Source organism: Psychrobacillus sp. L4, assembly GCF_042944905.1.
In the GTDB taxonomy this organism is placed as follows: domain Bacteria; phylum Bacillota; class Bacilli; order Bacillales_A; family Planococcaceae; genus Psychrobacillus.
In genome coordinates this window covers 2,929,363-2,942,281 of record NZ_CP168496.1, presented here as the reverse complement: position 1 = coordinate 2,942,281, position 12,919 = coordinate 2,929,363, and the positions used below count along the sequence as shown (strand labels likewise).

Here is a 12,919-nt window from a genome sequence, read left to right as displayed (position 1 = left end):
GATCTTGTGGATTTCAAACTTTATTCACATATTTCGGATAGAATAGAAGAAAAGGAGGCGAATTTTTGAGAAAAATACTATGCTTATTATTTTTATGTGGAATTCTTGTAGGATGTTCAGATACCTCATTTAATCCCATTAATTCGTCTACTGATTTTGTAGCCAGTTTAAACACAATAGAACCATCTATTGATTTCATTTCAAACAAACATAAAATAATTCAGACCTGGAAATTGGAAGCAGCTTACACTGGCTTTACCCTTGTTTCTAAAGACTACATTTTCTTGTACGGATATTCATTGAATGAAGCAGTGCTTATTCAGCTTTCTACCGGGAAAAAAGTAGCAACGTATTCTATTCATGAAGGATCGTCCTTTGCATATGCGGTTGGAGATTCGATTTATGTGGCGAATGGAAAAGAAAATACAGTAACTTTATTGGACTTAAAAGGAAAAGAAGTTGAAAAAGCAGAAGCAGGAAGATATCCTATGTCAATGATTGCAGATGAAAAGTACTTGTATGTTATAAACTTCAAAGATACTTTCTTATCAGTCTTCACTTTAAAAGATTTGCAACTAGTGACTACATGGGATATTCCAACTTCTTCTCATGGACTTTATATGAATGGCAATGAGCTTTGGATAGGTGGACATGGTGCGGGAAGTCAACCAAACAAAGTCATTCGAAAATACAATTTGCAGAGTGGACAATTGCAAGGGGAAATAGAAGCCTCGATGATGCCCATTGGTTTTGCACAAGCATCGAATGGACAAATTTATGTGGTTAGTCATGGAAGTAACTATGTGCGTGAGTTTACAAAAGAAGGCGATTTGATGTCTTCTATTAAAGTAGGAGCAAATCCTTTTTCCATTAATACCTTCGATGATACGGTAGTTGTTGCTGGATATGATGATCATGACGTATATTTTTTACAAAATGGAAAGATAATTAATAAGGTTTCAGTTGGAAAAGGGCCATTTCAGCTAATTACGAGGGAGGCAAGTAAATGACAAACGTTTTAGTCGTAGATGATGAAAAGGATATGCGTAGACTAATCGAGATGCATTTGCGACAAGCTGGACTTCAAGTAATTCAGGCTGAAAATGGTTATGATGCAATTGAAATTGTCCAAAATAGAGTGATAGATCTTGTCCTTTTGGACGTCATGATGCCAGAAAAAGATGGTTTTACCGTTTGTAAAGAGATTCGTCAGTTTTCCGAAGTTCCGATTATTTTCTTAACGGCTCTTGATGCGAAAAGTGATTTAGTAAAAGGGCTTCAGATTGGTGGGGATGATTATGTTGTAAAACCTTTCACTGCCGTAGAGCTCACTGCAAGGATTAATGCCATTTTAAGAAGAACTGGATTTACAACGAATAATGTGACGATAACAAAAGGATTATTAGTAAATGAGATTATTGCTAGACAAGTAAAATTAGAAGATAAAAAGCTTGTGCTTACATTAAAGGAATATGAGCTTATCCATCTTTTTATGGAAAATGAAGGAAAGGTGTTTTCAAGGGAGCAGCTACTAGAACTTCTTTGGGGTCTTACCTATGAAGGTGGCACTAGAACAGTCGATACCCATATTAAGACTTTGCGTTTGAAACTCGGAGAAGTTGCTGGGAAATATATCGAAACTGTATGGGGCATAGGCTATCGTTTTGAGGTCAATCAATGAAAAAGTTATCCTTTAAAATTTGGATGCTCTTACTTGCCTTTATCACCATTACTATTGTTTTTTTAGTGATATTCTCTAACTTTCTTTATGAAGAACTTTATGTGCAGCATACCGAAACTTCTATGAAAGAAGTTGCGAAAAATATCCAGCGTACATATAGTGGCGGGGTTGTCACAGATGATTTTATCAAACAAACGGAAGCATATAATCGGTTTTCCAATATTGAAGTTTTTACCGTACGAAATCCGCGAGAACTAAGTGCATGTATTCCATTTGATATTGACTATGATAGTTTAATCGGTGCAGATGAACGTGCGAAGTTAATAGCAGGGAACTCAGTTACTAAGCGAGGATTTGAGAGTCGCTTTGACCGAGAAGTTGTGTCGGTTATCTATCCCCTTGTGGATGAAAATCGATTAGAAGGAATCATTTATTTGTATGTACCATTAACGAAAATAACGGAACTAGCATCCAATGATGTTTTCTTTTTAATAGGAATCGTCTCTTTATTATTAATCGCCATGGCGTTTATTAGTTTAAAAAGTTTACAAAGAGTGCTGACTCCTTTGGCGAAACTAAAAGAAGCAGCTATTTCAATGGCTAATGGAAACTATGATACGAGGGTTGAAGTAAAATCGCAGGATGAAGTGGGAGAGCTTGCACAAACGTTTAACCAAATGGCTGCTTCCATTCAAGAAGAGGATGAAAAAAAACAAGACTTCCTTTCTATTGTATCCCATGAATTAAGAACGCCCATTAGTTATATTAAAGGGTATGGAGAAGCATTCGAACAAAACTTAGTAAGTGAAGACCAAAAAGAAGAGATTTATCATCTCATTGTGAGAGAAGCAAATCGGATGCAAAAGCTGACAAATGATTTGCTGACTGTTTCAAGAACTGAAGGTATAGAAAGTGTAGAGATTTCCCCACTCATCGTTGCGGAGTCCATTCGAGAAGTAATCCACCTTGAACGCTCCAATATAGAAGGAAAGAAATTGAAATTTTCCATTGATGTGGATGAAGAACTTATATTAGCTGCAGATGAACAAATGACGAAGCGAGTTCTGATTAATATAATGGAAAATGCTATTCGATATTCGCCTGTAGGAGCGACTATTTTTATTACAAATACGAATAATACTATTACGATAAAGGATGAAGGATGCGGGATTGAGGCAGAGCATTTAACCCATATTACAGAGCGCTTTTATCGAGTAAATAAAGCGAGAAGCCGTTCAGACGGAGGAACTGGTTTAGGACTTTCAATCGCTTCGCAACTAATCTCGATGCAAAAAGGAAAACTAGCTTTTACAAGTGAAGTAGGAAAAGGAACGACAGTACACATTACATTACCTATTTGGGAGGATTCATTCATATGAAAAAAATATTAACCGTTTTAGCATTAACAACATTAACTTTAGCGGGTTGCGGCGGGAAAGAAGCAACAACGCATGATTCGCACTCACATAATGAAGGAACGCTTGAAGAAGTAGTAGTCAATATTCAAACGCCAGAAACATTGCCTGTGGGTCAGGAAGTTGCATTATCTGCAAAAGTGACACAAGGTGATAAAGCAGTAGACGATGCAGACCAAGTGGAATTCGAGGTGTGGGAGTCTGGAATGCGTGAGCACGGTACCATGTTAGAAGGTAAATTAACAAAAGACGGTGTATATGAAGCAAATTATACTTTTGATCATGATGGTATTTACTATATGTTTGCTCACACAAACGCGCGCGGATTACATGTAATGCCAAAACAAGAACTAAAAGTCGGCAATCCTGATATGAGCAAAGTAATGCCTGACGAAAGTGATGATTCTATGGGTGATATGCATCACAAATAAATACTTGCACATAAAATAAAATAAGCGTATTATAATGACTAGATGACTGTAATGGTTTTCTGGTCATTTTTATTTTAGGAGATGAGCAATAGTGGACCGTAGACAGGAAATAATTCTAGCTGCTACAAAATCCTTTTCTCTATTTGGTTTCAAAGCAACTACCATGGACCAAATTGCTAAAATCGCGAATGTTGGAAAAGGTACTATTTATACTTTTTTTGAAAACAAAGATATCCTTTTTCAAGAAATTGTACTTCGAATGATAAATGAAATGAAAACGGAAGCGCAGAATGTCTTGAAAGAGGAAGCCTCGTTTCAAGAAAATGCTCATCATGCACTAATGAAGATGTTGGAATTCCGTGAAACACATCAGCTATTTGCGAAAATAATTGCTGAAGAGAAGGAGTTGCGAACTCCTGCAGTACAGCAAGTTTTGAAACAAATTGAACAAGAGATCGTTTCATTTATTCAAACGAAAATGGAAAAGGCAATTGGAAAAGGTGAAATTAGTAATGTGAATAGTGAACTTGTCGCGTATCTACTATTTAAAGCTTACTTAGCATTTGTTGTAGATTGGGATTTGACACATAAAGAACCTCTTTCTGAGGAGTGTATTGCTAATTTGTTTCAGGACACTATTTTTCGTAGTCTCTTAACTTGAGACTTCTTTTTTTGAATCAAAATGACTGAATGAGTAATTTAGTCACATAGTATTAGGAGGAATATAAATGATTAAATCAGAATGGAAGAGTATTTTTAAAGATAAAAAAATGCTGATTTCAATTATTGCAGTTTTATTTATTCCAGTTTTGTACGCAGTAGTGTATTTATGGGCTTTTTGGGACCCATATTCAAACTTAAATAATTTACCTGTAGCAATTGTCAATTCAGATAAGGGTGCTGAGTTAGATGGTAAACAACTTGTACTGGGGAAGGAATTGACTGACAAATTAGAGGAAAGCGACCAATTCGATTTTGTTTCAGTGAACAAAGAAGAAGCGGAAAAAGGTTTATTAAACCGAGACTATTATTTATTAATTGAAATACCGGAAAATTTTTCTCAGCATGCAACTACTTTATTAGATGATCACCCACAAAAAATGGTGATCACATATAAGCCAAATGAGGGGAACAACTTCCTTTCCTCCCAAATTGGAGCAACAGCGATGGAACGCATTCGTACTCAGGTGAATGAAGAAGTTACTACAACATATGCTGAGCAACTTTTCGATTCAATTACAAAAATGGGGAACGGCTTTTCAGATGCATCAGATGGTGCAGGGAAATTAAAAGATGGTGCATCTCAAGTTAATAATGGTGCAAGTGATTTGAAAGGATATTTAGAGCAATTGGCGAGTAGCACGATTGAGCTTCGTGAGGGAACAGGAAAAGTTGCAACAGGTATACAATCAGCAACAACTGGTTCGACTGAATTAAACGATGGTTTATCTAAACTTTCTAATGGTTCGTCCCAATTAACAGAAGGTGCTAGTCAAACAGCAACAGGAGCAGAATCACTAAAAACGGGTATTTCACAGTATACTGCGAGTGTAGCAAAATTGAATGAAAGCTATCAATTACTTAGTGAAAAAGACAAAGCGTTGATTGATTCATTAGCACAATTACAAACGAGTTCTTCTACATTAAATGGAAGTGCAGAACAATTATCAAAAGGTTCTTCCCAAGTAACATTGGGTATTCAAGCGCTATCTAAACAAATTGCGGAAATAAGCACAACACTTCCAGCGGAACAAGTTGCTGCCTTAACAGAAACATTGAAGCAATTAGAGAATGGAAGTACAACTGTAACGACGGGGTTAGAAAAACTAACGGATGGAACAAAGGCATTATCAAATGGTACAGCCCAAGTGCAAAACGGAGCAAAACAATTGAGTGCTGGATATGCGCAAGCAAGTCAAGGCGTTGCAAAACTAAATCAATCATCAGTTGCATTAGTAGAAGGTTCCACAAACTTAGCAACAGGCACAAATACGCTTGCTGAAAAAATGAAAGAGTTTAACACAGGAGTTAAGCAAGCATATGCAGGTTCAAATAGCTTGGTTAATGGTTTAAATCAGTTGAAATCAGGTTCTTCTCAATTACAACAAGGAACAGGAACACTAGCTGAAAAATCTGGAGAAATTGCTGATGGTTCAACGAAATTAGCGGATGGAACGAAAGCATTAGTAGACGGAACGAATACATTACAATCGAGTTTACAAGATGCAAGTAGCGAAGCTGGAAAAGTAAGCGCGAATGACGCAACTTATGACATGGTAGCCTCTCCAGTAGATGTGAATAAGGAAGAAATAAATGCCGTACCGAACTATGGAACTGGCTTAACTCCTTACTTCTTATCACTCGGTTTATTTGTAGGGGCATTAATAATATCCGTTGTATTCCCATTAGTACAAACAGCTGTTAAACCGAGAAGTGGAGCAAAATGGTTTACAAGCAAAACAATAGTGCTAGCTGTTGTAGGAATTCTACAATCTCTAATCTTAGTAGCAATTGCATTATTTGCACTTAAATTAGAAACACAGAGCGTTGGTATGCTCATCCTTACTGCGATTATTACAAGTTTTACGTACTTAGCGATCGTACAGCTACTTGTATCGGTTTTAGATAATCCAGGAAGATTTGTCGCTATTCTAATATTAATTTTACAACTATCAACAAGTGCAGGAACATTTCCATTAGAATTGATTCCACACCAATTACAAATTTTCAATAAGTTATTACCGATGGGGTATTCGATTCAAAGTTTCAGAGCGGCAATATCAACAGGAGATGTAAGCTATTACTGGTATAACAATAGTGTGCTAATAGGGTTTATGCTTGTTTGTTTGGCATTAACATTTGGATATTTTCTATTATTGTTCAAAAAACGTTATTCTAAGCAATCAGCAAAAGCTTAAATACGAAGAACGCCTATCTCATGAAAGGATGAGATAGGCGTTTTAGACTGTTGACAAACTCAATAAAAAAGAGTTTTTCTACAGTCATTTTTCTATAAAATAGAAAGTAAGAAAAATCGAGGACGGAAAAAGACACTCGCTTTCCGCGGACGAACCATCGAGCCTCCTCCTTCGCTATGCATCGTGCGGGGTCTCGCTAGTCCGTTCTTCCGCAGGAGTCTCGCATCATTTTCCTCTTTCTACTTATCAAGGATTATACTGCGATGATGTCAAATCATCTACAGAATGAGAGGGAAAATGAATAAAAAATCAAAAGGTTAAAGAATTTTGACATTCACCAAACCCTTTGACCTCAATCTGGAACGCCTATCTCATGAAAGGATGAGATAGGCGTTTTTAATAAAGGCTATGTTAAAGGAAAAGGTTGATTTATCGTAAAATGCATGGTGACGCCTACCCTACATCTGATTAAATTAGTCTAACCAAAAATGGATATTTATGTTAAAATTAGAATAAGTTTGTGAAGGTTTACACTTAAACTAACGCCGCAGGTTAGTTGAAGAAGGATTCTCTGATAAAAGGAGTATTTTGTTTGTTATATTGGATCTATGAGGGAATATAGCGAAGTATTTACTCCATCCTAAATAAGCACATTAATCCTGTGATTAATGTGCTTATTTAGTTATGGGATGGTGGTATTTTGAGTTTCATAAAAAAAGTCTCTTGTTTGTTAGTTATTTTTTTAGTTTTTGTAAATTTGATTGGTCGTGAAACAATCGCTTCAGAGGGTGAACTTGCGCTTAAAGAAGCGATTGATATTGGATTTCAGCGAGCGAAAGAATGGAATGCAAACGCAACACTTACCAGTGTAAATACTGTGGATGAAACGATGGGTGGCTCGAGAGGAGAAACAGGGAAACGCTTTAATTGGTTTATGCAATTTATGGCTTTAGGTACAGATGAACATTTACTAATTGGTATCTCAGAAAAGAAAATTACCGTGTTTGAATCGTTCAAGCAATCTCAGGTTCCTACAATTCAATACGATGAGATCAAATTGGATAGCTCGGATGTTCTCCAACTTGCAAAGGATAAATATGGTCTAAAACAAGGAAAAGGTTGGGCAACAGGATATCATTTTACATTGGATAATATCGAGGGTACACCAATTTTAACAGTGATTGGAAATGATCGAGATAAACGATTTACTCGAATTTCATTCAATGCCAGAAACGGTGATATAGTCAGTGCCATTCATAAATTACCATACGGTGGAGGAATAATATCCAAACGTATTGATACCGAAAAGCTATCTAAAAAAGGGATGGCGATTACAGGGTTTGTCGCTGGAAACAAAAAATTAGTCGTATGGGGAGACAAAAAGCCAATCCAATTTAGTACAAGTAATCAACCTTTTATTGAATGGAGCGAGAACGGTGGAAAAAAATGGACTGCACTACGAGCTGATAATTATGTGACACACGCTTGGTTTGATAGGAATGATGAATTATATGCAGTTACGGAAAACGAAATATGGGTGGGTATTACATCCAAAAGTAAAGGAAGGAAAATTCTTTCATTAGACCACCCGATTGAGAACGTCGATTATTCCATCAACAATCATATAGCTGTGCTATCAAATGGAACTATTTATTATACAAGCAATCAAGGGGAAAGTTGGGAAAAAGCTATTGTTCCTAACCCATTTTATGTGATTCAAATATCGGATAATGGAGATTTGTTAGGACTCACAGAAGAAAGAAAGCTTTTACAAAAGATAAATGATGGATGGAACGAAATCACCATGCCGAATAGTAAGGATGTACCGTGGAATATGAAAGTGATTAGAAATAGGCTATTCATAACCACAGAGAGTGGAATTTGGACGCGAAATCTTCAAGAGGTAAATTGGAGAAAAATCAACGTGAATGAAGAGATAGTTCAATTCATTAAAAAAGGAGAGAAGTTATTGGGATATACCAATAGAGGTGAAGCTATCTATTCCATCAGTACGGAATATGAAAGCAAATCTGAAAAAGTGTTTGAAGCGAACGATACTATTATTTCGGATGTGGATATGATGGGAGATACGATATGGGTTGCCACAGTACCAAATTATTCATGGGAAGAAATTAAGACTCCGAAGAAACGCAAAAAATTTTAAGTGTATATCCATGAAAAAATTTTGTGAAACATTTCACTTAAACTACCATGAAAATTAATTTCTTCAAGAAAAGAAAAATGACAATACTAATGAAGACCCCTGCTTAATCGTTAAAAAAAGAGGAGAGCGTACATTAATAAGACTATTGTTTTAAGTGGACTACTAGTATTGACTCTTCTTACCATTTTCATTCTCTGTGGTGCAGCACTATTTTGTGCTGCATGGATGGCTAACGGGTGCTTTACTTCAAGAAGGAGTAAAGCCTTTTTTTCTTATTGAACTAACGGTGCAGGTTAGTTTAATAATGGAATGAGGAAAAATCCTGATGTTATTTACTATAAAGGATATATTACTAGCAATCGAATAGGAGTAATCAGCTTTGAATTATATTAGATTTTGTATTTATCAATTCATCTTATTTTCATCAATTTTTGTTATCAGCTTTTACCAAAATAAATACTTAGGTAAACCATTTACTTCTGTTGATTTAATAGCAATATGTATAAGTTTACTTATCGTAATAATCGTTTACCGAGTAGTAAATAAGATTTATAGACAATTCGAGAATATTAGGTTGCAAAATAAGATATTAATTTCAATACCAACTGTAATATTATCAATCCTGTTTCTTGGTTTACTGGAGCAATTGTTCGTTTTCTTATTCAACTAAAGGTGCAGTTTAGTTGAAGAAGGGGAATTTAAAACGCTTGGAGAAATAGATAGAATAAAAGGGGATGAAAACATGGAAAGAAAGTTTAGTAAGTTTTCCATTATATTAATTGTTGTTGGAATTTTTGTTGCATATATGGCATTCCCACCGATTAATATTGATATTTTTGGTTGGTGGGGAATATTCATTGGCTTTGGTATCTATCTGACAGGCTTAGTACTGGCTATCTGTGCTTTCTTTAAGAAAGAAAAAGGATTTATGAAGTATATCTCATTACTTTCCATTTCATTAGGCGTTTTATTTATTGCATTTCTCAATGCAATCGTTGGCAGTGTTTAACTGATTTTAAAACGTGTCAGTTTTCTTGAATATGGGGCGAACTTCTTCAACTAACGGGTGCTTTACTTCAAGAAGGAGTAAAGCCTTTTTTCTTATTGAACAAAAGCAGCAGATTAGTTTAATAAGATTCTTTAAATTAATACCTTGCAATATAGAGTAATATAAATTATATTGTAGTTAGGGAGTGAAAAATATGGAAATTAATAAAGAGGTTTTAAAAGGTCATATCGATACAATAATCCTTTCGTTATTAAGCAGTAGAGATATGTACGGATACGAAATAGCAAAATTGGTTCGTGATAAAAGCGATAGCCAATTTGAATTAAAAGAAGGCACATTATATTTATCTTTAAAACGGTTAGAGAAAAATGAGTGGATTGAATCTTACTGGGGAGATGAACAGGGGCCAGGGGGAAGAAGAAAGTATTATAAGCTGACGTCGATTGGTAAAGAAGGGTTTGAAGAAAAGCGTTTGGAATGGGAATTTGTAAAAAACATTATTGATTCGTTTTTGGAAGGGGGCAAAAAAATATGAAACAAATTGAAGCATTTGTTGATTCGGTTTATCGAAACGTAGGTGGTAATAAAGAAGAAATACAAGAATTAAAGGCAGAGATGAAGGGTCATTTGTTAGAGGCTGTTCATGAATTAAAAGCAGAAGGAAAGACAGAACAAGAAGCAATTGAAATTGCAATTGAACGATTTGGCGGAGAAAAAGAATTGCGTTCGGTTGTAGGACAATTATTTAAAGCACAAAAAATATTTTCGAAATGGGTACTTTATACAGCGATTGCATTTCTTTTAATTTCTACTATCATTTTTAGTATTGTAATCTCTATTGAAAAAAGTAATTTGAATCAAAGTAATCAGGTCGCTTCTCAAATTCTTAACAGTTTAGGCGATAATGAAAGAATACCAAAACAAATTGAAACTGATATTCAGGAAATTGTACAAAGTAGTGAAAGAATTACTGGAATTAGCATATACGATGATGAGAAGTTATTTTCTTCTACTTCTGATGAACACGTCGAACCAATATATAGTATTAGAGAAGAACTCTCTTTTAATATTTGGAATAATACAGGTTTTTTGACTTACAATGGATATGGTGAAAGTAATGAAATCTGGCATGTTAGTATTGAATCAAAAAGTTATGAAGGAACGGGTGTTATTTTACTTTTAGTAGGTATTGTTGTTTATTGGACATTGTTTACCATATGGGCAACTATTAACGCCTATCAGCATAGACGCTTAAATGTTGGATGGATTATTGTATTTGCTTTATTAAATATTTTAGGTTATTTTGTTTACCGATTGGTTGGAAATAGACGGTTATCAAAGACAAATAGTTGATTTCTTCTTCAACTGACGGGTGCATTTGTTGAATATTTGAATACCGAAATAATAAAGAAGTGCTTAGTTTTCCAATGAACTAAGCACTTCTTTACGTAAAAATTATTGTTATTTATGTCAGTCGTTGTGCTAATATTTTCCTGATTTGAGTGCGATTTCGGATATTTGTTGTTCCATCACTGTACTGAACAGGGTACATATTGATTAGGATGTGTTTTTTCTAAAACAAAAAGTCACCATTTGGTATCTTCAAGTGTGTTAGTAGTGAAAGGAGTTGAGGAATGTTGCAACAAGTAGTTTGGTCGGCTGAACTAGATGTAGAGCGAATTGTTGATACATATGGCAATATGCTATTTAGTATTTGTCTTGTTATTTTATGCAATGAGAAAGATGCAGAGGATGTGGTACAAGACACTTTTATTACTCATCTAACGAAATCTCCAACTTTTAACGATTCAGAACATGAGAAAGCATGGTTAATAACGATTGCCACGAATCGCTGCAAGAATATGAGAAGGTACAATATTATTCGTAAACATATAGATATCAATAATTTACAGCTATATTCTAAGAATGATAAAAACCATGGTTTACTCGACCATCTAATGAGATTGCCAACTAAACATAAAGTTGTATTGTTACTTCATTATGTGGAGGGTTATAAAGTCGATGAAATAGCGAAAATCCTTACCATTACTACGTCAGCAGTGAAAAAGCGGTTACAACGGGGAAGAGAGCTTCTTCGAGAAAGATATCGAAAGGAGAATGAATATGGACTTTGAGAAGATCAAAGATGCTGTGACTTCTATTGAAATGTCAAAAGCTATGGAAGATCGTGTGAAAGAGAATATAGGAAAGAAAAAATCGGTTCAAGTGAACGATAAAAGATGGATTTCGGTAGCATGTGCATTTGGAATCCTTTTATCTATTATGATAGTCATGCCATATCTTAATAAGAATGGAGAGCTCCAAGTTGCAAATTTTGCGATCACAGCTTATGCATTGAGTGATGATGGGACACAGTTTAATACACCTATTACATCAGAAAAAGCTACTATTGATTTAGCAACAGAAGATAGAGTAGGTATTATGAGTATAAGTGGTGATGGAGATAATTTAATTTTTACAGATGTTAGACTCAATGTAACTGGAGAACAGATCGACTCAATCACTTATACCTTAAGCGAAGGCAAGTTTATTGAGGATGTTACATTTACATCTAAAGAACATGTAGACAGTGAATGGTTAAGATCCGAAAAGATAAATTTCATTATTAGTGAGCCTGGTTCGGATGTATATCAGGGTATAAAGGAAGTAGGGAATACCTACACAGTTAACTATAATGAACAGGAAAAACATAAATATACTCTTGCAATTCCTCATGACGGCAATAAAGTAATAGGTGATGACATTATCATTAAAGTAAATGTAAAATATACAGATGGAAGTTCAGAACAACAAGATATCGTTGTAACTCAAGAATCAAATTCTATTTCATTAAAGCTTGAAGCTAATTACTCTCTATCTCAATCTTCTCCAAAGGAAAGTGAAGTAGTACCAACTGATGTTAATGAACTTCAAGAACTCCTTAAGAAAAAAGATGGATTGTTTGACCAAGTGAGATATGAGTTGAATGAAGCGGGATACAACTCGACATTTGCAGGTATTGTTTATTCAAAAGATGATATTAGGATTAATCTTATAATTCCAGATAACGAATTAGTCACTGAACAAAAAAATGCAGAAGTAAACAGGATTTTTCAAGATATGATTATAAAACACAACATGAATCCAAAGGCATTTACAATCGAAGTTAGTCATGCTGAAAATTCATTATATAATAAATGAGTACTCAAACAATCTTCAACTACCATGAAAATTAATTTCTTCAAGAAAAGAAAAATGACAATACTAATGAAGACCCCTGCTTAATCGTTAAAAAAAGAGG

12 protein-coding genes are annotated in these 12,919 nt (G+C 34.8%); all 12 read left to right on the top strand.

Annotated features, from left to right (window positions below; genetic code table 11):
- Window positions 1-65: 65 nt before the first annotated feature.
- The 12 genes from ACEPXG_RS14230 (at window position 66) to ACEPXG_RS14175 (ending at window position 12,819) form a co-directional block, all read left to right on the top strand.
- Window positions 66-1,010, top strand: a complete 945-nt coding sequence (locus ACEPXG_RS14230) for a YncE family protein (protein WP_391203711.1) — start codon at window positions 66-68, stop codon at window positions 1,008-1,010.
- Window positions 1,007-1,681, top strand: a complete 675-nt coding sequence (locus tag ACEPXG_RS14225) for a response regulator transcription factor (RefSeq protein ID WP_391203708.1) — start codon at window positions 1,007-1,009, stop codon at window positions 1,679-1,681. The genes ACEPXG_RS14230 and ACEPXG_RS14225 overlap by 4 nt, the downstream gene beginning before the upstream one ends.
- Window positions 1,678-3,060 (top strand): sensor histidine kinase, encoded by a 1,383-nt coding sequence (locus ACEPXG_RS14220; RefSeq protein ID WP_391203705.1) that lies wholly within the window; start codon window positions 1,678-1,680, stop codon window positions 3,058-3,060. Before ACEPXG_RS14225 ends, ACEPXG_RS14220 begins: the two co-directional genes overlap by 4 nt.
- Window positions 3,057-3,527 (top strand): FixH family protein, encoded by a 471-nt coding sequence (locus ACEPXG_RS14215; protein WP_391203703.1) that lies wholly within the window; start codon window positions 3,057-3,059, stop codon window positions 3,525-3,527. Before ACEPXG_RS14220 ends, ACEPXG_RS14215 begins: the two co-directional genes overlap by 4 nt.
- A 91-nt stretch (window positions 3,528-3,618) precedes the next feature.
- On the top strand, window positions 3,619-4,188 hold the full coding sequence (locus ACEPXG_RS14210) for a TetR/AcrR family transcriptional regulator (protein WP_391203700.1): 570 nt from the start codon (window positions 3,619-3,621) through the stop codon (window positions 4,186-4,188).
- Between the two features lie 67 nt (window positions 4,189-4,255).
- The gene (locus tag ACEPXG_RS14205) at window positions 4,256-6,445 is read left to right on the top strand and encodes a YhgE/Pip family protein (RefSeq protein WP_391203697.1); all 2,190 of its coding nucleotides are present in this window, start codon (window positions 4,256-4,258) and stop codon (window positions 6,443-6,445) included.
- Window positions 6,446-7,145: 700 nt separating this feature from the next.
- The gene (locus ACEPXG_RS14200; protein WP_391203694.1) at window positions 7,146-8,609 is read left to right on the top strand and encodes a hypothetical protein; all 1,464 of its coding nucleotides are present in this window, start codon (window positions 7,146-7,148) and stop codon (window positions 8,607-8,609) included.
- Window positions 8,610-9,351: 742 nt separating this feature from the next.
- Entirely contained in the window at window positions 9,352-9,618 is a 267-nt protein-coding gene (locus ACEPXG_RS14195) for a hypothetical protein (protein WP_391203691.1), read from the top strand.
- A 193-nt stretch (window positions 9,619-9,811) separates the two neighbouring features.
- Window positions 9,812-10,153: a PadR family transcriptional regulator gene (locus ACEPXG_RS14190; RefSeq protein ID WP_391203688.1), complete on the top strand. Its 342-nt coding sequence runs from the start codon at window positions 9,812-9,814 to the stop codon at window positions 10,151-10,153.
- A complete protein-coding gene (locus tag ACEPXG_RS14185) occupies window positions 10,150-10,971 on the top strand; it encodes a permease prefix domain 1-containing protein (protein ID WP_391203685.1) in 822 nt (273 codons plus the stop codon). Before ACEPXG_RS14190 ends, ACEPXG_RS14185 begins: the two co-directional genes overlap by 4 nt.
- A gap of 281 nt (window positions 10,972-11,252) precedes the next feature.
- Window positions 11,253-11,753 carry an RNA polymerase sigma factor gene (locus tag ACEPXG_RS14180; RefSeq protein ID WP_391203682.1) on the top strand — a complete coding sequence of 167 codons (501 nt, stop codon included), beginning with the start codon at window positions 11,253-11,255 and terminating at the stop codon, window positions 11,751-11,753.
- A complete protein-coding gene (locus ACEPXG_RS14175) occupies window positions 11,743-12,819 on the top strand; it encodes a hypothetical protein (protein WP_391203679.1) in 1,077 nt (358 codons plus the stop codon). Before ACEPXG_RS14180 ends, ACEPXG_RS14175 begins: the two co-directional genes overlap by 11 nt.
- The last annotated feature ends 100 nt before the right edge of the window (window positions 12,820-12,919 follow it).

Excerpts from the sequence above, each read along its gene's own strand:
- ACEPXG_RS14225 (WP_391203708.1), top strand. The coding sequence starts at position 1,007 with ATGACAAACGTTTTAGTCGTAGATGATGAAAAGGATATGCGTAGACTA.
- ACEPXG_RS14220 (WP_391203705.1), top strand. The coding sequence starts at position 1,678 with ATGAAAAAGTTATCCTTTAAAATTTGGATGCTCTTACTTGCCTTTATC.
- ACEPXG_RS14215 (WP_391203703.1), top strand. The coding sequence starts at position 3,057 with ATGAAAAAAATATTAACCGTTTTAGCATTAACAACATTAACTTTAGCG.
- ACEPXG_RS14205 (WP_391203697.1), top strand. The coding sequence starts at position 4,256 with ATGATTAAATCAGAATGGAAGAGTATTTTTAAAGATAAAAAAATGCTG.
- ACEPXG_RS14195 (WP_391203691.1), top strand. The coding sequence starts at position 9,352 with ATGGAAAGAAAGTTTAGTAAGTTTTCCATTATATTAATTGTTGTTGGA.
- ACEPXG_RS14190 (WP_391203688.1), top strand. The coding sequence starts at position 9,812 with ATGGAAATTAATAAAGAGGTTTTAAAAGGTCATATCGATACAATAATC.
- ACEPXG_RS14185 (WP_391203685.1), top strand. The coding sequence starts at position 10,150 with ATGAAACAAATTGAAGCATTTGTTGATTCGGTTTATCGAAACGTAGGT.
- ACEPXG_RS14180 (WP_391203682.1), top strand. The coding sequence starts at position 11,253 with ATGTTGCAACAAGTAGTTTGGTCGGCTGAACTAGATGTAGAGCGAATT.
- ACEPXG_RS14175 (WP_391203679.1), top strand. The coding sequence starts at position 11,743 with ATGGACTTTGAGAAGATCAAAGATGCTGTGACTTCTATTGAAATGTCA.